Here is a 20,683-nt window from a genome sequence, read left to right as displayed (position 1 = left end):
TTAAGCCAAAAAGCGAACAAAAAAAGGCGCCTTAACGGCGCCTTAAACACACATGTTTAAATTGTCTTTAGAATCTAGCGCGAAGTTGCACGCCAAAGTAACGGTCTGCATCACGCGGGATTTGATAACGGAAGTTATCACCGCTGTAGGTCGTTACATAGCTTTCGTCAGTCAAGTTCTTACCAATAAGGCTGATGCGGTAGTCATCATCTTGGAACGAGAACGCCAAGCTTGCATTCACAATGGCATAGTCTGGTAACACAGCAGGATCGTTTTCCTCTGCAAACGCACCTGGTGCACCAACGAACATTTCGTCAGTGTAAACGTAAGAACCGTTTAAGATAATGTCCATGTTGTCCATCTCCCAAATGTACTCACCGGTTACTGAGTATTTAAGGTCTGGAGAGAAAGGTAAGTCTGCACCAGAACTGCCGGTACAGGTTGGGTCACTAACTGGGCAAAGGAACTCATCGACTTCTGCATCTACTTTCGATAAACCACCAGTCAACGATAGGTTGTCTGTTGCTTGCCACATGAAATCAAACTCGAAACCTTGTGTGGTGACCGACCCTGCATTGGTTAAGCGAGTGATAGTAACTGAATCAAGTAACTCTGAGTTATTCGCTTGGAAACCGTCGATATCTGTTCTAAAGATAGCGGCATTGAAGATAATGTCACGGCTGGCGTACTTATAACCTAGCTCGTAAGCATCCGAAGTTTCTTCACCAATAGGCAAGGTATCTGAGTCTGACATGTTGTAGAACACGTTAAACGCAGGGCCTTTATAGCCTTGTGAGAAGGTGAAATACGTCATGCTGTTATCAGTTAAGTCATACTGCACACCCAACTTGCCTGATACATTAGTTTCGTCAGTCTTGCCGCTGTAGTCAGTATCGAAGCTCCGTACACCTACACCAGTACGACTGTATTGATCATTACTGCTACGGTTGTGCGAGTAGCTTACTTCGTCATCGGTATAACGAATTCCAAATAGCAGGCGTAAATCGTCATTAATATGGTATTTACCATCAGCAAATAATGCCCAGTTATCAAACTGGGTTTCCATGTAAGCCGTTGCGCTTACAATATCGTTTGAATTACAGCTAAGACCTTCATCAGCAATAAACTGGTTAACTTGATCGTCAGTTGGGTCAGCTATACCTAATGTGTCAGTTAAGTAAGCGCTGATAGCCTTAGGGAATTGTAAATCGTTATTTTGACAACTAGCATCACGGGTAAAATTACGCTCAGATTTTTGTGTCCACCAGAACGCGCCCACTTGATAATCGAATGCCTCACCCACAGGCGATGCAATACGGAATTCTTGTGACGTTTGCTTCCAGTTTTGTGCGCCAATATCGTGTAACTGGAACGGTTCGCCAAACACTGGGAACGGACGTGTGCCCGCTGTTGAGGTGAAGTCACCTTCACGGAATTCAGTATTATCCCAATCACGGTAAGCAGTGATTGAAGTGAATTGGTGATCGCCAAACATGGTATCAACCTGCATAGAGAAACCCGTGGTTTCATCTAACGTACGAGTTTCAAAGTCATGGTCTATAAGGCGCTGTTCTAAATCTAAGTCGCTATCACCAGTACTGTTTGGTAGTGCTTCAGAATCAGGGTGACGGCCACTTGGTGAAAGTTCTAAATCGGCACAGCAGCTATCATCAGATTTCACGTTTTCAAAGATAAACAGAATGTCGGTGTCGTTACCCGCTTCCATATCAAGCATGGCGCGAACGCCTTCTTTGTCGTAGCCGTTAGTCATTTCGTTGTTATAAACGTTCTTGATATAGCCATCAAACTGGGATTTAAGTACGGTTAAGCTACCACGAACATTATCGTTTAATGCACCTGATACACTCGTTTTTAAGCGGTATTCATTGTCTTGAAACAGGCTTATTTCGGCTGTCCCTTCAAACTCATCAGTAGGGCGCTTGGTCGTGATATTTACCACACCCGCCGATGCATTCTTACCGAATAATGTACCCTGTGGGCCACGTAAAACTTCAATGCGCTCAAGGTCATATAAGTCAACAAACGCTTGACCGGCACGGCCTAACACAACGCCGTCTACTACGGTAGAGACACTCGGCTCAGCAGCCACACTAAATGAAATAGTTCCAATACCACGAACGGTAATGGCGGAGTTTCGTGTTGTATTGCCTTTACGGAAACTGACCGATGGGACTAATGCTTGTAGACCTTCAATGTTGTTAGAAAATGCAGCGTTAATTTGATCTTCGCGTAAAACCGAAACCGCAACAGGCACTTCATTTAGGCTTTCCACTCGTTTTTGTGATGTAACTGTTATTTTTTCCAAGCCCTTTGGCTCGGCAGTTTCTGCTTCTTGCGCGCTGGCTGCAAAGCCAATAGTCATACAAGTACCAATGGCTAATGCCCGAGTAATACTTGAATGTAGTGTGCTAGGTCTTAGTAACATGGTGTTCTCCACGAATTCTCTTTTATGGGTTTTATCCAGTTTTATCTGCCGTGTGTCCGACGGTCTTTTCTTAGGTCTTATTAATTTTATATAAACTAGGTATTGCTCATTTGTCTTATATAAGACAGAAGATAGTCAAAATTTAACCAAAAAGTAAATCAATTGCAATCTTTTTGTTAATTAAGTTTTAGGGGTCTTTGAATTGTTATGTAAGTAAATGGTTTGAGGTTAAGATTATGTTTTAATTGGTTTTATTTTGTTTCTTGCTGAGTTTTCCCAACTCATTAATAGTCGCTATATATTTTATTGATACAAGTTTATAACAATAAGGGTGCTGGTTTGTCTTGCATTAGACCGTTAAGTTTAGGGGCTGGTGAGTCGCGAAAGTAGGCAAGTCTAAAATTAACAGGTAATTCGGTTAATGGCTTTTAATGCTATCCCTAAAGTGTCACAGTTATGTGAGCATAATTATTGATTTAACTAGAAATATCGAAATGGATGGAAGGAAGTTAGGTATGGGTGTGAGTAAAAGTATGTTGTTTAAAGGTCTATGGACTATGTTGTTCATAGGCAGTGCTACAAGCGGGTACGCAGAAAATAGAATTGATACCCAACGCTCTGACGCCCCAGCGCTTGCGGCCTACGGAGAGTTTACTGTTGGTGTGCGGAAGCTAGAGGTGGTTAACCCTAAGCAGATTGATATTCTTGCTCTTGATGCAACCCAGCCTGAACCCGACACCTTTCCTACTTATGACCGCCCCTTAACCCTAGAGGTTTGGTATCCAGCACAGACAGGCAGTACTGGCGATACCGTTTTGAATGCTTATATTCGCGATGGCAAACAGCAGGTTGAACTTCATGGTAAAGCAGTAAGAGATGCTGCGCCTTTAGAAACGAAAGAAGCTTTTCCACTGGTTTTGGTGTCGCATGGATACCCTGGAAACCGTTTTTTATTGTCACATTTAGCGGAAAATATTGCCTCTAAAGGTTATGTAGTCGTATCGATTGACCACACCGACTCTACCTATCGCACTCAGGCTGCCTTTGCGTCTACGTTAGTAAATCGCTCTGTCGATCAGTTATTCGTGCTATCGCAAATTGAAACCATGTCGAAAGATGAAGGTTCATTTTTATACCAATTAGCCGATGCCAGTCACACAGGTATTATTGGTTACTCTATGGGTGGATACGGCGCAGTAATAAATGCGGGGGCTGGCATTACTGAGCAAGCGGTAAATAGTAAACTGAGTGCGCCCTTTGGTACCTTGGCTCGTCATCAAACCGGTGTTAGGGAAAAGGTTGATTGTCGTGTAAAAACGATTATTGGCTTTGCACCTTGGGGTATGAATTACCGTATGTTTAATTTAGACAGTGTGGCTATTCCTATGATGCTGGTGGCAGGTTCTCAAGATGATGTGTCAGGGTATGAAAACGGCGTGCGAGCCATTTGGGAAGGGGCAAAAAACGTAGACCGCACTTTGTTAACCTACGATAACGCCAATCATAATGCGGGAGCAGTAATGCCAGCCCCTGAAGAGTCTTTCGTATTTGATGAAGCATTAGGTTTCGATGTAAGTTCACATTATATCGACGCGGTATGGGATAACGCACGCATGAACAACATTGCACAGCATTTTGTTACCGCGTGGTTAGGTAAATACCTTAAAAATGAAAGCCGCATGCAAGCTTATTTAGACGTATTACCGGTATCAAATGACGGCGTGTGGGCTATTGATGAAGATGGCAATCCGAAGGCAGAGCATACTTATTGGGAAGGTTTCCCTCATCGCACCGCAAAAGGCTTAAGATTAGAGCAACTGCCAGCATGGCAATAGTACTTTCGAAGTTTTATACGGCGCTTTGAAGTAGCGAATGTGAAAAATTAACTATAAAAAAGCGGCGTAGAGGTTGACTCAACGCCGCTTTGTTTTTCTAGCTAGTGCTTTTAATTATAGCTTCCAAATACTGCTTTAAACCTGCAATGTTAGAATGAGTAACGTGCACCAAAGGTGTAGCGAGGCCCGTATTGACGAGCAAATAAGAACTGCTCTTCAAAACGCCCGTAACCTTGCTCAGTTTCATCGTTGATATTCACACCCTCAAGGAACACGGTTAGGTTTTCATTTACATCGTAGTTCACGCTGGCATCAACCTGCCCGTATGTATCGAACTGTGTCGCTGGATTATCAGCAGACCCTTGATCTTGACCCATACCGACGAGGTAGTCCGAACGCCATGCGTAAGTCACTTTCACAGATAAGCCATCTTTTTCGTAAAACACTTGGAAGTTAGCTGAGTCACTAATACCCGCAAGTGGGTTTTGCTCAGCGCTTAAATCGTAAGGGTCATACTTAACATCGCCGTCAACGAAAGTCGCATTTGCACCTACGCCAAACCCAGTATCACCGAAGGTATGTTGAACGGCTAATTCGACACCCTCAACCGAGCGGGTATCGCTTAGGTTACGAGGTTTGGTTACCCGCCAGGTAATTAAAGGGTCATCAGCGTTAGGGGTTACTACGCCATCAGCATCCGCATAACCGTTATCTACAAAGTATCCGTAGATGGCGCTATCAGTTGCTTGCACGCCTGCTGCTTCTAACGCAGACACAGCTTCGTTCCAGCGTGGGCCTTGGTAAATGTCGTTTAAGCCTTCAAAGGTTTCTTCTTGTGCTGAGTAAGCAATGTAGTTTTTAACAGACTTTTTGAATAAACCGACAGAGGCGTAACTCGCTTCGTCGTAATACCACTCAAAAGAAAGGTCAATATTCGTCGATTCATATGGCAGCAAACTTGTGTTTCCTTCGGAAACCGTTCGAGAACCAATTTTAGGGCTTCCACTGAAAGCTCGGCCGCCTTGTAGTTCACCGATAGGCGCACGAGTAATCGATTTGCCCCAAGAGAAACGAGCAACAACATCGTCGGTGACATCGACTTTGACATCTAGCATAGGCAGTAAGATATCGTACTTACCCGTAAAGTCTTGAAGTTGTAAGTCAGCCTCAAATTGTGTTATCCACTCTGATGCCGCTACCCAATTGACCTGTGTTGGTACGCGAACTTCGGCTGCACTTGGTACTTCTGTTTCTTCATAGCGCAGGCCTGCGTTCACTTGAACATAATAATCGCTGACTTCGAATTCCCACTCTGATTGTACATAAATAGAGTCGGTGGTCTCTTCAACATTACTCACTGACGGGGCGCCACTAAAATAAGGGTCAATGGAGTAAGCGTTACTTTCACCTACCACGTCAGCGGTAAGGTAAGCTAGCTGACGAGCAATGGCTTCGTCAAAGTCAAACGTGTAATAGTACCCAGGATTCATGCTAGCGCCGCCACCAGAGAATGCGTCTAGGAAGCCACTGGTGTCGTTTCTCACGAACATATCATCAGGAAAAATTTCAGTGAAAGAAGGGCTAAAGCCCGGTCCACCACGTAAGCCACTCCACGCGGTAAATCCTGATAGGGCTTGCTCAGTACGGGCAATACCAAAATCGATTTTTACTAGTGGAATATCAAAGGCTGAGTTGAACCAGGTTCCATCTATTTGAAGCTGCTCAATGTCAGAGCGGCCTGGGGAATAAATAAACTGGCTAAAGTTGGAGTCAATTTCACCCGGGTTAATTTCATTGGTGCCATTGTTCCAGTTAATATAGACCTGTGGAATTTCGCCTTCTCGGTAGTCATATACTTTAGAGCTAAGCTGATTAGAACCCAAAATAACTTGGCCTGCACTACCTAACCCTTCATCGTAGCCATTGTCTGTTTCATTGTACGAATCATGGTAATCAAGAGTGAAAAACCAGTCGTCATTCATTTCCCAATCTAAATTCACGCCAAACGAACGAGCATCAACCCGCGTTGTATCCCGGCTGGCAGTATATGAGCCATCGTCACCACTGATATCAGCATAAACAGCGGTACCATTGGCATCGAGTTCGTAGGCATTTATGTTAGAGCCAAAGTTATTCCATATGCCCCAGCCAACCGTATTTGTTCCAGTCGTGGCGCGGGTAGCGGTATAATCAACAGTGGCAGTAAAATTATCTACGGGGCGAAATTGAAAGGTAACCTGACCATTTGAACGTTCGCGCTGTACATCATTAATGCTGTAATTCATATCTTTTGGGAAAAATGCAGCGTCAGTGATATTGGTGCGATTATCGATAACGTTAGCAGCATCTAAATCTGGTAAATCTGCGTTTTCTTGCAACACCCAGCCTTGAACACTGGCAGCCTGTTGTTGGAAATCACGCTCTTGATGAGAAAAAGACACCCCAAAACCAAACATATCGTCAGCGAAGGTGTTGCTGTAAACCCCAGCAATTTCTGGTGTTACATCATCGCCTTCAACATTCGAGGTATCGTAAATGCCCTTCGCCGAAAACGAGGCTTGTTGACCAGGGCGAGAAAGAGGCTTCATGGTAATGATATTTACCGTAGCACCTAACCCACCACTTGGGTTTTCAGCACGGGCTGTCTTGTGTAGCTCAAGAGTACTCACCCCTTCAGATGACAAGTTCTCTAAGTTAAATGAACGGGTGAAGCCGGTACCTGGCATTTGACGACCGTTAAGCGTCACCAAGTTAAATTCTGGGCCAAAACCACGAACGGTAATTTGGCTACCTTCACCGTTAGAACGGCTGATAGTCACACCGGTAATGCGCTGTAACGATTCCGCAAGGTTAGTATCCGGAAACTTACCTAACTCTTCTGCCGAAATGGCATCTACAACGCCGCTTGAGCTGCGTTTTACGTCCATTGAACGAATCATACTGCCGCGAATACCGCTAACCTGAATAACTTCAACTTCACTTGGTACGCTATTGTCAGAGGCCGCAGCTTCTGACGTTTGCGTTTCTGGTCTTTCTACTTCTTGCGCAGAAGTAGAAAATGCCAAAGTTGAACCCAACAACAAAGCCATTGATGTGGCGAGCTGGGTCTTTTTAAATGTTGTATTTTTCATAATTGACCTACTAAATCTTTATCAATTTATTGCTGCCGCTTGAGTGTGCAAGCGGCAGAAGCTTTGTTATTGCGCTGCAATTTCAGCATTATCTATACGATATACCGCACCTTCACCGGCGCCCCACGCTGGGAACACCATCACAACATCGATAGCGCTGATGTCTAACCCAGCGTCGTACAAGGTTTGAAGTGGGAAGGTGTAGGTTTGCCATTCGCCAGTAATTGGATCTGCGCCTTCTAGACTCTCTGAAATAGCAAGCTCAACCGCGGTGGAGGTATCGCCTGATTCAATCTTAAATAGCCAAGGTGCTGATGCATCGTTAGGCGCCGAGCTTACCTTCATTTCGAAGCGGACTACGCCTGTTGAAAGCAATGTAGAGGCATCAAAATAAACATCGTCGTCGGCAAGAAAGCCCATTACGGTAGGTGTCGCACCAATGCGGAATTCAGCTACTGTACCGTGGTCGGTATCATCCACTTCTTCTGTGGGTGTAGAACCGCCACAGCAATCCCAAATTGACCATTGGTCAGCCGCTGTATCAGCGAATATAGTTAATTCGGTTGCAGCAGGTGTGTCACCATCTGGGTGGTAAAATTTCACGTTATCTAAGCGATATACCGCGCCTTCACCTGCGCCCCAGGCTGGAAATACCATAATCACATCTATGGCACTTAGGTCTAGGCCTGCCGCTTGTAGGTCAGCAATAGGAAAGGTATAAGTTTGCCACTCACCGGCAGTTGGCGCTTGTCCTTCAACGCTATCAGAGATGGGTAACTCAACCGCAGTGGCACCGTCGCTAGATTCAACTTTAAATAACCAGCCGGCACTCGCATCGTTTGGCATGTTGACAACGCGCATATCAAATTGCAGTAAACCGCCATCGGCTAAGGCAGAAGCATCAAACGGCGTGTCGCCACCGCCTGACGCTGAACGGGTGATAAAGCCCATAACAGTAGGCTCTGCGCCAATACGAAACTCGGCCGTTAAACCATGTTCTTCATTGTCGATTTCTTCTGTAGGGGTTGAGCCACCACAGCAATCCCACATCGGCCAGTCAGGGTTCATTTCATCTTCAAATATCACTAATTCCGGATACGCAGACTCTTGCGAAATTTCAACATTGTTTACACGGTATACCGCACCTTCACCGGCACCCCATGCTGGGAATATCATGATGACATCAATAGCGCTGGTGTCTAAACCGGCATCAGCTAAAGCGCTTAATGGAAATTCATAAGACTCCCATACGCCTTGCTCAGGTGTATCGCCACCGGTATCAGCAGGACCGACATAGCCAGTCATTAAAGGTAGCTCGACGGCGGTAGTACCTTCACCACTTTCAATCTTAAACAACCAAGTAGCAGTCGTGTCGTTAGGGGCAGACATCACCTTCAGGTCGAATTTTACGCTACCGTTTTCTTCCATAGGCGAGGCATCGAAGGGTGATGCTTGACCTGCTGGGTCGGTAATAAATAGCTCGCGGCTAATAAAGCCCATGACAGTAGGTTCTGCACCAATGCTGAATTCATATACCTGACCTTCAGCACTATCTTCTACTAACGCAGGTGTTGAACCTCCGCAGCAATCCCATGCTGGCCAATTAGGGTTGGTGGTACCTTCAAAAATAGTGAGGTTTTCTGCAATGCCTGTTGAAGGTGGAGAAGGAATAGGGGCGGCGCCTTCCACTAGCGCATCGTCTAGTGAGTCGTAGCCTGGACGAACGGTTTCACATCCTGCACCCGTATCTGGGTTTGAGGCACATTCGTAAACCCGAACATAGTCGATCTCAAAGCGCTGGCCATTTTCAAACGCACTGGCATCAATACCCGTTTCGTTTACCGCTTCAGGCCATTCTCCACCTACTGCTAGGTTCAAAATAAGATAGAATTCTTGATCGTATGGCGCGTTATCCCAATGGGTAACTAGTTCTCCAGTACCTTGCTCGAAGTATTCGGTGTACCAACCACGATGTGACAAGCCTGTGGCGTCGCCATTGCTGTTGTAACGTACTTCAGAACGACGCTGAGTGGCATACAAGTAGTCGTCCATATACCAACGAATTTCACCTTCTTGCCATTCTATCGCGTAGGTATGAAAGTCATCTGCTGGGTTAGCGCCATCAGGCAATGAATAGGCTTGGCCTGAGCTGTCGTTGTTTGGCCATTCTTGCCCATAATGCAAGGTGCCGTAGATATGCGCTTCAGGGTTGCCATCTGCATCGGCAGCTTTAAGGTTAACTGCTTCAAAAATATCGATTTCACCGGAACGCGGCCAGCCACCATACACTTCGTCGGTAGGCATCATCCAAAATGCAGGCCAACTGCCTTGACCCGATGGCATTTTAGCGCGCATTTCAATGCGGCCATATTTAAAGTCTGCTTTGTAACGAGTAATTAAGCGGGCTGAGGTATAAGGCTTTTGTGCACCGTCTTCAGCAGGTAATGCAACAATGCTTAATGCGCCATCACTAACGAATGCGTTTTCGTCGCTGTCGGTATAGCACTGTGCCTCGTTATTGCCACCGCCATCGCAGTTAACTTCGTGTGTCCAGTTATTATCGTCAATGGTCGCGTCTTCGAATTCGTCGCTCCACACTAGTTCCCAGCCTGTGGTAGGGGCGCTAGTGTCAACGGCGTCTATGTCGGTAGAAGTGGTTGCTCCACCGCCACAGCCAACCAAAGCTGTGACCGTTAACGCGGCAGCAATCCGAGAAAGTTGAGTTACATTTTTAGTCATTATCTTCAGCCCTAATGCTAAGTAAATGGTTATCTAAAACGCCGCGTTGGCCACGTCGAGTTATGTTTTGTAAGCGCTTCCATTTGAAGTTGTTATTTTTCTTTTTGAAAGCGCTTACATAAGGTTAATGCACGTTAATTGAAAGATCAACAACCCTCTTTGATATTTTTAACATTTGGTTTACTTGATACAAGTAAAAGTACGCAGGTTATGTAATTAACCTTATGTAACTTAAGAATTTTATTTTTCGCAATGCATGGTTATTGCATTTAATACAAAAATTTAACCTTGTATTCTGGTGAATAAAAATAAAATGTTAATTAATTCGCCGGGGCGTTATTAGTGCAAAACTCTCAGGAATGTTGCGCTTGCAAATTAAAATGTAAAGACAGCTATGCCAGCGTGTAAAAGTGTTTATGGTATTTCATGAAACGTTAGGCGTTGAGGTGAGTTCTTATCTTTCTAATAAAATGGGCAATACGTGTAGGGAAGCGGCTTCGACAAAAGCTTCTATTGTTTTGTTAGCAAGCTTTCTCGAGTGACCGAATACGGGCCGCTACGGTATTCGGCACCGTAATAATGGTCATGACAAACTGAAGTAGAAGCAGCGGGAGCGACAAGGCGGTAAAACGAAGGAGACGCATTGTTATTAGGCAATAGCATCAGTTCAGGATGTTGGATAAAAATCGTTGGATTAATTGAGCTAAGTGCTTGATAAGCGGCAAGCTGACAAAGGCGTTCGGCGGAACTCGATTCTAATCGATGAAGTGAGTTTTGAATAAGTTCTTGTACATCCTCTAATATAAATTCTAATCGCCAATGCGCTCCTGTGAATCGTGCTGATGGACTTATGAAAGCGTGACTAAAAGTTGGGTGTTGATTGAGTTTTTGTAATATCATTTTTGCTTCGCTAAATAGGTCAAACCTTCCAACTGTCACATAGGTTAATCCCGCACTATGATTGCGATGAAATTGGATTGACTCAGGTGCGATGGGCAAATGTTTCATCACTTCAAAAATAGAACGAGAATGCCTGAATATACCAATTTGAATTTCATATTTGCCGGTGGTGTCGGGGCTCGAAACCGGCTGAACGGTTGCAGAATGGTATGCAAGGTTTTCGTTCGGTAATGCCGTTTCTCGCGCAAGCAAAATATCATCTACGAAAACGGAATCACCTTTTGCAGGTGCTGTAAATGAAAGGGCATCTGATTGAATAGTTAAACCTTGCTGAATGAGATAATCATTATCTATTTCAATGTGATAATCACCAGGGGGGATAGCGTTAACATAAAAATAGCCATCGCTCTCCGTTCGCGTTTTAACGACTATTTGTTCAGTATTGTCGATAATCGCTATATCAACATAAGCCGCACCACGGCTTGAAGAATCACCTACTACGTAAATGGTTCCTTCAACATCATTAAAGGTATGTACTGGGAATTGTGCTGTATTAACTCCGCCTGGGTGGGTTAATACTTGAACTTTTCCAGCGGCTGGCAACATATATGGGTCAGGCAGCGAATCAGATTTTAAGATGAGATTTTGTGTTCTAGCCCCAGTATTGAGCCTGACCATTCCATTGGCGTCGGTACTTTTATCACGCCACAGTGAACTTCCGGCAAACATGACTCCTTCTATGGGAGCTTCATTGGTGTCTTGGCGTAAATTTCGATTATCGTCTAAGTAGGCAAACGCATCTATACGCCCAGCAGTGGCACCCGCTGAACGTTCAAAATTCAAACTTTGCGTATACGGGTTAACATTGGTATTGCCCGTTAAAGAAAGGTTTACTGACCAATCTCCGCCCTCCATTACGCTGGCTGCCAACCCAATATTCAACGACTCAAAACGCCAGTTGTGTTGGTGTCTAATTTCCAAAGCATTGTCAGTATCGCCTCTATAACGTAAGCGAGTTTCGCGATATTGGGAGAGTGTTTGCGGCCATCGCATCGACACATAGAAGTTGTCAGTTGAAAAGCGATCAGAGGGAATAAAGTTCCAAGCACTGGAAAGATTCCATCCATTAACGTCTTTGGCGTAATACAATCGACCAGTGACCGCAGCACTACTGTTGTTAGACACGCTGAACCCTGAAGCAAATGTGCCCCCCAGAAAGTTGTCATTTAAATTTACGTTTAGCGCACTTTGGGGATCATCGAATTCATAGGCTCGGTGGGTCATACTGGTGTTCCAACCAAAACGTCCAAGCCACTCAGTTTTGCCGTTCAAACGCAACGAGGAAATATACTTAATATCATCATCTTGTGAGTATGCATCACTATAAAAATTGTTGAAGTAGCGAGTAGAAAAGTTCAAATTGAGGCTATTGCTGAACCTGCCGTTCCAGCCTAAAAACATACCGTAACCACCAGTATTCTGATCTGATACCTCAAATTTAAGCGCCGATCCGAAAAGCTGGGTGTTAATACCCGCAGTGACATACGAGGCAATTCCATCTTCCAGCCAAAGGCGTTGAACGCTAGCAGATAAGGTAGCGCTATCGGTAAGACCGTAGCCGAGCCTTGCGACAGTGGCTTTTCCTACCCCTGTTGTAGATACTTGACCATCAAGTAAGCGAAATTGATTGTCGGTAAGCCCAAATAAGAAGTCGAATTTTCCCTGCCTTAGCTGGTTATTACCAACATTGACGGTTTTAGTTCGAACCTCTTGCTGGCCTTCAGGTCCATATAACTTTAACTCAAATAAGTTTGCCCCGTAGAACGTTTCAATATCTTCGAAAAGTACCTTATTCTCCTCGTTACTGAATTGCTCATCGATAAATTGCCCATTTCTGAAGAGCTGTATTCGCCAGCCAGGTAATACGAACTCTTCAATGCTAGTGCTTGAAAAACTGCGCCGTTGCCGCGTGTCGCCATTGTGTACAATCAAGCCGAGTGACTGTCCAGAGCGTGTAACAAGTTCATCCCTTTGCAGCTGTATATCGCCAAATTCATAGGCAAAACTATTTAAGGCGTTGTCAGTGTTTTGGTAGTTTTCGTTTAAGGTTTTGCCAAACCGAAGGTAATGAATACTCGTGTCATCAACTCTGCTTACACGAAGGTTGGCTGAATGATATAAAAAATCGAATCCTGCATTTATATTGGCGGAAAAGCGATTATCGCTGCTCGCGCTATCCTGCTTAGATAAACGGTATGTAACCAGTGGCGAAGTGAAAAGTTGATATTGATCTTCAACAACTTTACTTGCAGGTACTACGCTAGGCGTAAAGTGTAGAGGCGGATTATCAGCGCTTGCGTTTGTAGATGAATTTAAGGGAAGACGGCCAGTGAGGTTGAGTTGAAGCAATGTATAATTAAATTTTTGTTCAATCTGCAATAATGCAGCAATCATGCGTGTATCGATATAAATATCGAATTCATCGGCTGCCCAAAGAAATGCATCAGGCCTTGTATTACTTAGAATGGGCAAGGTTTGATTAAATGTATGGTTGAAGCTGCAGAAATCTTCACTACCCTCTGACTGAATCGACCCCTGAGCCATTGATACTTCCCAATCTAGGGAAAGCGCGTCGGCGAACAGTGATGCGGGAACGAGGTATCGTTCACCTACAGGGTAAACGTCAAAGCCGTCCCAAAGGGGGCGGCCGTTAACGCGTAACACACTGATCAATAACTGGTCTTCGTCTAATGCCACCCGACTCGTGGAAGAAATGGGAGGGCAGGGTTCCGCCCATGAGACGAATACCGTAAGACACAAGAAGATGAAGGATAGTATCCTCATGACACGTTAGCGGGCTGCTATTTTATGACGTGATCAATAGATAGCGCTATATCACCACCGAATTTATCAATTTCAGTAAACCGAATAACAACAGGCCCTTTTTTTACGTTCTGCAGGGGAATTAGCACTTTTCGACGTTCAAGAGGGCGATACACAGCTACGTTGTTCAGTACACCGATTTCTTCGCCTTTAGCATCTTCTATGATGAAGTTTCCAAATAACGAACGGTTGCCCGAACGTTTAAGCCACACTTGTACGTGTGGTTTCCCGTTATAAATAATGGTGGATGGATTCACCATTGAAGCCTCAGCAGTAATGCGTCCATGACGCACTATAATCGGAATGTTGTATGCAAGTTTGCTGGCAAGGTTTACATTCCCGTTCGTACTAGGTGCTATTTCTGTTATTAAGCGAAGGTTAGCGCGGTACTCACCATCTGCAAGTCCAGCTGGCTTTCGCAAAGCGAAGCGTAGTGCTTGACGTTCTCCGGGTAGAATATTGCCGCGTTTTGGAGAGTACCTAATAAAGGATGATACAGTGAGTGGGTCTTCTGTTACGGCGTAGACTAATCCCTCTTCAGTCATCGCATTAATAGATAGCTCTGCTCGGTAAGACATTTGCGTTGAGCTTGTGTTACGAATCTGGATAGAGTCTGAACGGGATTTTGAGTCAAAATAAATGCGAAATTTAGATAGCGAAACATCTGCATTAGCGACATTGGAAACAAATAGAGCAACAGAGATAATAAGAAAAGTAGAAAGGCGAATAGGTGTTAACAGCCGTATCAGTATCATATTTACTTTTGATTTCGAATATAGAAAAGAATAGGCGAACGCAGTTCGCTCGCCTCAAAACGATTACTGGAACGTAACGTCAACTATGTAGTTTGCAGTATAAGAGTCACCTGGCGTTAACGCCGAATCAACCGTCATATCACCATATACATCGATAGTAAGATCAGTACCTGATGCGTCTGTAGTAACCGCAGTCAAAGTGCCATCTGCGATATTATCGTGTGTTGCCGCAGCGGCGTTGATATCGTAGTTAGCTTCAAAAGTAACATTGGTGCCAGATGCACCTGTCACTGTTACATTCACAGGAACATTTGAAGCTAAGCCTGAAACGGTAATTAGACCAATAGCAATGTTTGCATTAGAAACATCGCAATCGCCTGATACTGTGCCCGCATTATCCATAGTACACACAGAACCTACAGTCGGTTGCATTGCACCGAAGTGAAGCGTAGCCGTCTCTGCAATAGTGGCATCGGACATTGCGTCTACATTCGCCTGAAATGTTTCACTTGCTGCTAATGTTGACGCAGAAATAGTAGAAAGTAGCGCTATTGTCATTATTCTTTTTTTCATTTTATTTCCTCTCATACCTTTAGTCGGGGCTGTCTAACGAATTATTTTACAATTGTTCTAAAATCAGTGAGTTGCTTGGAAGTTATTATTCGAACTCAATTGACAGCGAAAATATATAACCACAGTATTTACGCTTTTAAAAGACGTTAAACCTTATGCTTACTTATTGAATTTAATAACTATTCTAGAGAAGAAAAAAAACAAGTATTCAAGGTGTTGATTATAGTTAAGTTTTTTTTAATTCACTTTTTAAAGTTATACTTTTGTATACAGGCATAATTTTTTAAATTTTCAACTTTTTTTATAAGAAATATTTTTTTATGTAGGCTAGAAGAGCGTTTTTATCATTTTATTGCGCCATTGAACTGATTTTGAACCGCATGTTTTTTTACAAGCATCGTGTTTTCAAGGAAGCGGTTTATAATTTCAGTATGAAGTGGGCATGCTATTTAAGGAGCGACAGATCATGCACCATCATTCTCACGATCATGAACATAGTCACGCAGAAACCGACAGTGGCCGCATAGGTTGGGCATTCTGGTTAAACTTCTGCTTCACCATTATTGAATTTATCGGCGGTTGGCTTACCAATAGTGTCGCTATTATGGCTGATGCGGTTCACGATTTGGGCGATACTCTATCTATTGGCCTTGCGTGGTACTTAAGTAAGCTTGGTCATAAAGCGGCCACCGACAAATATTCTTATGGGTTCAAGCGATTGAGCCTACTGGGCGCCATGATTAATGGACTCATTCTTGTCGCAGGTTCGGTGTGGATATTATCTGAGGCTATCCCTCGCCTAGCAAACCCAGAAATGCCGATGACAGAGGGTATGATTGGCCTAGCGATAATGGGCATTGTCGTAAATGGATTTGCTGCCTATAAACTAAGTGGAGGCCATTCAATGAATGAGAAGGTGCTTAATTGGCACCTTATCGAAGACACTATGGGGTGGGTGGCTGTACTTGTTGTGGCTATCGTTTTACATTTTGTAGAATGGCCTATTCTCGACCCAATCCTATCTATTCTATTTACCCTATTTATCTTATTCAACGTGCTGAGATATGTGGTGCAAACCATGAAGTTGTTTTTGCAGGGGTCGCCAGATGATAACCAAAAGCAGGCTATTTCTGACGTATTGCTAAGCATAGAACATGTTGAAGAATTGCATCATGTTCACTTTTGGTCTCTTGATGGCGAGCAGCATGTGCTAACGGCGCATGTGGTGATTAATTGCAGTATCGATAACCCAAAAATTCTGTCTCTAAAGCAAGAGGTGTCACATCGATTAGCCCCGTTTAATTTGGCACATACCACCATTGAATTTGAATTGCCTGGTGAGCCTTGTCGCGATGACACTGACAATTTGCACGTTCATCCACACCATCATGAACATGTTCATCTTAAATAAAAAAGGCGGCCAAGGCCGCCTGATTTTATGATTGATGCGCTAAGCGCTTTAACCCTAATTCATATCTGGTACGCCACCATTTAAGGCTTATACCGATGGCTACGAAGCATGTGCTCCAAAGACCAATCAATGAAGGGATAAAGGCGTTACTGATACCGCCCACAAAACCCACAGGTGAGAACATCAGGTACAAAGTTACAATTAAGCCAACCAATACAATTGCGCAAGGTATAGCGTAGCGCCACGGTGTCATATCCACTTCCGCTTTAGGCACAAAACGCCATGGTTTTGCCATAGGGTAGAAATGGCCAATTGCCAACATAATACCTAGCTCGATAGCAAACAAAATGGCATAGATATGGATGAAATTAATCTCAACTTGCCATACAAACTTCAGTAACCCGTAAGCAATAACATGAAAAATAATAGCGACTTTTGCCGCAAGAGCGGGCACGTTTTTGGTAAATAAACCGACTAATACGATAGTAATAACCGGAATATTATAAAAGCCTGTGAAGATACGAATAATCTGCCATAACCCTTCTGGTGCCAGCATTAGTAAAGGCGCAGTAACGAAAGACATCACCGCAATCACTAAGCTGGTAATTTTGGCTACGCGGATAAGCTGAGAATCAGTGACGTTATCTTTCTTAAACGGCTTATACACGTCTAGACAAAACAGTGTGGCGGCACTATTTAATAGTGAGTTAAATGAACTAAATACGGCACCTAACAACACGGCTAAGAAAAAACCAGACAAGTATTGTGGTAGTACTTCTTTCACTAAGTGAGGGTAAGCGAGGTCGATGGTTTGAAGATTTTCGTTTTGGTACAAGTGATAAGCAATCACCCCAGGTAACATCATCATAAAGGGTACGAGAACTTTAAAGTAGCCGGAAAACAACACGCCCTTTTGCCCTTCAATTAAGTTCTTAGCACCAAGTGTGCGTTGAATCACATATTGGTTGGTACCCCAGTAAAACAGATTCGCCAATATCATACCGGTAAAAATAGTCCCAAAGGGCACGGGATCATCCGCCCCGCCTATGGCGTTAAGCTTTTCAGTTTCGGTTGTCGCAATAGTGGTTAGGCCGGCCGCGAAGCTGCCATCACCCAATGCAATTAAGCCTAAAATTGGCACCAATAACCCAACAATAAGAAGGCCTACACCGTTAATGGTATCTGACACTGCCACCGCTTTTAAGCCACCAAATATGGCGTACAAGGCACCGATACTGCCTACCATTATAATGGTGACAATAAGACTGGCTTCATAACTTAAATTCAATAACCCAGGCACATCAAACAACCGAAGAACGGCAATAGAGCCTGAATAGAGCACAGAAGGAATAGTAATTAAGGTGTAACCCACCATAAATAACACCACGGTCATTCTTCTTACGTTATCGTCAAAACGGTCACGTAAAAACTCAGGTAGGGTGGAGAAAGCGCCCGCTAAGTATCGGGGCAAGAATATCAGCGCCATAATAATGGTGGATATACCTGCGGTAACCTCCCATGCCATCGCGCTTAAATTGTACCCGAAAGCAGAGCCGTTAAGCCCAATAAGCTGCTCTGCCGACAGGTTGGTCAGGATCATCGAGCCTGCAATGAAGGTGCCGGTTAACCCCCTACCGGCTAAAAAATAGCCGTCTTGTGTATTCACTTCGCCTTTCGTTTTTATGTACGAAATAATGGCGACCACGGCCATAAAGGCCATACAGGTCAGTAAGGTAAGCGTCACATTCATGCTAATACTCCGACGACTACTGCGGCCACATAGTGGTAGCAGACATATCCATTTCGGTATGCTCTACCTCAGGGCCTAGAATCACTTGTTCACCTTTGCGAACAAATACCGCTAGCTCATTTAAACTTAAAATTTGCTCGTAGTACTTGCCGCCTTGGTAGGTGTCTTCGTCTATTGGTGAAGTGCTATCGGCATTAAAACGAACCCAATCACCTTCTGGTAAATAGAACTTCACTTTTCCACCAGGCACAATACAAGGCACCACTAACAAACTTTCACCGCACATGAATTGTTGTTCAAACTGACGGGCAAGTGGGTCGTTAGGGAACGCAAGCGCCATAGAACGCTGTACAGGCAAGCCGGTTTCACTGGCTTGTTGTGTGGCTTTTTCTAAATAGGGCAGTAAGCGATAACGAAGTTTTAACGCACTAAAAACAGCATCAGACGCTGCTTCGCCATATGACCAAGGTTCGCGAGGGCCAATACCATGCAGGCGCATATGGGCAGAGAATACAGATGCCTGTGCCCAACGAACGTATAATTCAGCGTCACGAGTATCTTTATAGAAACCGCCGATGTCGGTGGCAAAGAAGGGACCACCTGACATGCCCCACGATAAGCTACCGCGAATACTAGCGGCTAGTCCATGCCAGTCGGCTTGAGGATCGCCGCCCCACTGGGCAGGAAAACGCTGGCTGCCTGTCCATGCTGAACGACTGAACAAAAATGGTCCGGTTTTACAGTATTTCTCAGCCGCCTCGTAAACACAGCGGTTATACAGCATGCTGTATACGTTATGCAGTCGGTCGCCAGAATCGCCGCTGTAAGAGAGCATGTTGTCATCTTCTAACTGCTCACCAAAGTCGGCTTTAATCATATCAACACCCAATTCGAACAAGGGCTTGTGTGATTCTTTCCAAAATTCGTACGCATCTGGGTGGGTAAAATCTAAAATACCTGAATCGGGTAGTGGGGTAAGTACTTCACCGAAGGGGCTTAAATCCCATTCGTAGCGATAAGCTTCACCTGTGCGTTTGTCTTTAATTAACCAGCCTTTTTCTGCGGCCTTTGCATACAGTGGGTTTTTCACTGAAATCATGGGGTATTCCCATACGCAAATCTTAAAGTCCATTGCTTTTAGTTCATCAATAACCGGCTTAGGATCGGCATAGCGAGTTGGGTCCCATTCAAATGCAAAACGCGTATCGGTATCTTGCCACGCGCGGCCATCTAGGGTAATGACATCGCAAGGCATGTTCTTTTCACGCACTTCGCGGGCCACGGCTAATAGCTCTTCTGAATCTTTGTAGTAGGCCTTAGAAAGAATAACCCCTAGGCTCCACTTTGGTGGAACAGGGGCGAACCCTGTGAGGCTGCTGTAAGTATGAATACTTTGCGCTGGGCTATCACAATGATACAAGAACATATCTAGCAAGGTGTCTTCGACCACGCAAACGTACGCGCGCTGCGACCATGGCGCATAGCCCACACCATGAGTCACAGACGTTGGCGTGTGAACAAAAAGGTTCCAGCCTTCAGAGCTCCATGCGTAAGGGGTATTTTTATAAGACTTTTCAGTGTTTACGCCAAGTGCATCATGATTATATGAACGAACCAACTGGCCGCGTTTATCTAGCTTGCCCCATTTTTCACCTAAGCCGTATATGGATTCATCGTCGCCAAGTTCTAAGCAAACCATCCAGCCCGCATCGGTTTTCGCGAAAGGCGGTAGGCGATGTTGGCGAACAAAGTGACCGTCGGTAGCCGATTCTTGTACTACCTTATCGTTTCGATAAAGTTTGAAATGAAGCGGAGCAGAAAAAAGCGCTAAACGATATTCACCGGCATTAATGGTGCAGTGCTTATCGTCTCCAGAAAACACGAGTTGCTGAGCATCCGGTGTGGCAACCAGCATGCCATAGTCAAAGCCATCAACTAGGGTCGCATTTTCACCGCACGACTGAATACGTAAGCCGAATTGGCTGATAGAAAATAGTAAACTACCATATTGGGTAGGCACCGCTAGGTGGTGATCGTCTACTAGATAAGGGCTAGCGGTAATATCCGCCGCTTTTATGCTGTTCCAGTCAGGTTCGGTTACCGAAAATGCATTGCTCATATCACTTCACTCTTAATGTCTTATATAAGACATAAGTTAATGAAATGTAACTTGGCTGTCAACGAGCAATTACAGTTTTCAGTGCAAATTATTACAAGTGGGCGTTATATGAGAAGCGGTGAATGGCGTTATTACTATCAG

The 20,683-nt window shown here is 44.4% G+C and carries 10 protein-coding genes; 2 read left to right on the top strand and 8 right to left on the bottom strand.

Translation table 11 applies throughout. The features are described 5' to 3' along the window. Positions 1-67 precede the first annotated feature (67 nt). Complete coding sequence (locus JKP82_RS09860) at positions 68-2,446, bottom strand: TonB-dependent receptor (RefSeq protein ID WP_218396835.1); 2,379 nt, start codon at positions 2,444-2,446, stop codon at positions 68-70. 515 nt (positions 2,447-2,961) lie between these two features. Here JKP82_RS09860 and JKP82_RS09855 point away from each other — a divergent pair. Beyond that, the gene (locus JKP82_RS09855; RefSeq protein ID WP_218396974.1) at positions 2,962-4,281 is read left to right on the top strand and encodes an alpha/beta hydrolase family protein; all 1,320 of its coding nucleotides are present in this window, start codon (positions 2,962-2,964) and stop codon (positions 4,279-4,281) included. 149 nt (positions 4,282-4,430) lie between these two features. Here JKP82_RS09855 and JKP82_RS09850 read toward each other — a convergent pair whose 3' ends face one another. The 5 genes from JKP82_RS09850 to JKP82_RS09830 form a co-directional block, all read right to left on the bottom strand. After that, entirely contained in the window at positions 4,431-7,412 is a 2,982-nt protein-coding gene (locus JKP82_RS09850; protein WP_218396833.1) for a TonB-dependent receptor, read from the bottom strand. 66 nt (positions 7,413-7,478) lie between these two features. Next, positions 7,479-10,151: a glycoside hydrolase family 16 protein gene (locus tag JKP82_RS09845; RefSeq protein ID WP_218396831.1), complete on the bottom strand. Its 2,673-nt coding sequence runs from the start codon at positions 10,149-10,151 to the stop codon at positions 7,479-7,481. 510 nt (positions 10,152-10,661) lie between these two features. Further along, on the bottom strand, positions 10,662-13,808 hold the full coding sequence (locus tag JKP82_RS09840; protein WP_218396830.1) for a carboxypeptidase-like regulatory domain-containing protein: 3,147 nt from the start codon (positions 13,806-13,808) through the stop codon (positions 10,662-10,664). Positions 13,809-13,912: 104 nt separating this feature from the next. Further along, positions 13,913-14,689: a fimbrial biogenesis chaperone gene (locus JKP82_RS09835; protein ID WP_218396828.1), complete on the bottom strand. Its 777-nt coding sequence runs from the start codon at positions 14,687-14,689 to the stop codon at positions 13,913-13,915. Between the two features lie 63 nt (positions 14,690-14,752). After that, the gene (locus tag JKP82_RS09830) at positions 14,753-15,262 is read right to left on the bottom strand and encodes a hypothetical protein (protein WP_159533816.1); all 510 of its coding nucleotides are present in this window, start codon (positions 15,260-15,262) and stop codon (positions 14,753-14,755) included. A 466-nt stretch (positions 15,263-15,728) separates the two neighbouring features. On the opposite strand from JKP82_RS09830, the gene JKP82_RS09825 reads away from it, so the two are divergent. Then, a complete protein-coding gene (locus tag JKP82_RS09825) occupies positions 15,729-16,673 on the top strand; it encodes a cation diffusion facilitator family transporter (protein ID WP_159533814.1) in 945 nt (314 codons plus the stop codon). Between the two features lie 25 nt (positions 16,674-16,698). On the opposite strand, the gene JKP82_RS09820 is transcribed toward JKP82_RS09825, so the two are convergent. After that, positions 16,699-18,423, bottom strand: coding sequence for a solute:sodium symporter family transporter (locus JKP82_RS09820; protein ID WP_218396827.1), 1,725 nt, complete (start codon positions 18,421-18,423; stop codon positions 16,699-16,701). Between the two features lie 16 nt (positions 18,424-18,439). Beyond that, a complete protein-coding gene (locus JKP82_RS09815) occupies positions 18,440-20,542 on the bottom strand; it encodes a glycoside hydrolase family 31 protein (RefSeq protein ID WP_218396825.1) in 2,103 nt (700 codons plus the stop codon). Positions 20,543-20,683 lie beyond the last annotated feature (141 nt).

The organism is Alteromonas lipotrueae, from assembly GCF_019249215.1.
GTDB classification, from domain to species: Bacteria; Pseudomonadota; Gammaproteobacteria; order Enterobacterales; family Alteromonadaceae; genus Alteromonas; species Alteromonas lipotrueae.
The sequence above is the reverse complement of the archived record's forward strand: the minus strand, read 5'-3'. Positions and strand labels throughout refer to the sequence as shown.

What these genes read in the sequence shown, in the direction of transcription:
- JKP82_RS09825 (WP_159533814.1), top strand. Translation starts at nt 15,729, where the DNA reads ATGCACCATCATTCTCACGATCATGAACATAGTCACGCAGAAACCGAC.
- JKP82_RS09855 (WP_218396974.1), top strand. Translation starts at nt 2,962, where the DNA reads ATGGGTGTGAGTAAAAGTATGTTGTTTAAAGGTCTATGGACTATGTTG.
- JKP82_RS09845 (WP_218396831.1), bottom strand. Translation starts at nt 10,151, where the DNA reads ATGACTAAAAATGTAACTCAACTTTCTCGGATTGCTGCCGCGTTAACG.
- JKP82_RS09820 (WP_218396827.1), bottom strand. Translation starts at nt 18,423, where the DNA reads ATGAATGTGACGCTTACCTTACTGACCTGTATGGCCTTTATGGCCGTG.
- JKP82_RS09815 (WP_218396825.1), bottom strand. Translation starts at nt 20,542, where the DNA reads ATGAGCAATGCATTTTCGGTAACCGAACCTGACTGGAACAGCATAAAA.
- JKP82_RS09830 (WP_159533816.1), bottom strand. Translation starts at nt 15,262, where the DNA reads ATGAAAAAAAGAATAATGACAATAGCGCTACTTTCTACTATTTCTGCG.
- JKP82_RS09860 (WP_218396835.1), bottom strand. Translation starts at nt 2,446, where the DNA reads ATGTTACTAAGACCTAGCACACTACATTCAAGTATTACTCGGGCATTA.
- JKP82_RS09835 (WP_218396828.1), bottom strand. Translation starts at nt 14,689, where the DNA reads ATGATACTGATACGGCTGTTAACACCTATTCGCCTTTCTACTTTTCTT.
- JKP82_RS09850 (WP_218396833.1), bottom strand. Translation starts at nt 7,412, where the DNA reads ATGAAAAATACAACATTTAAAAAGACCCAGCTCGCCACATCAATGGCT.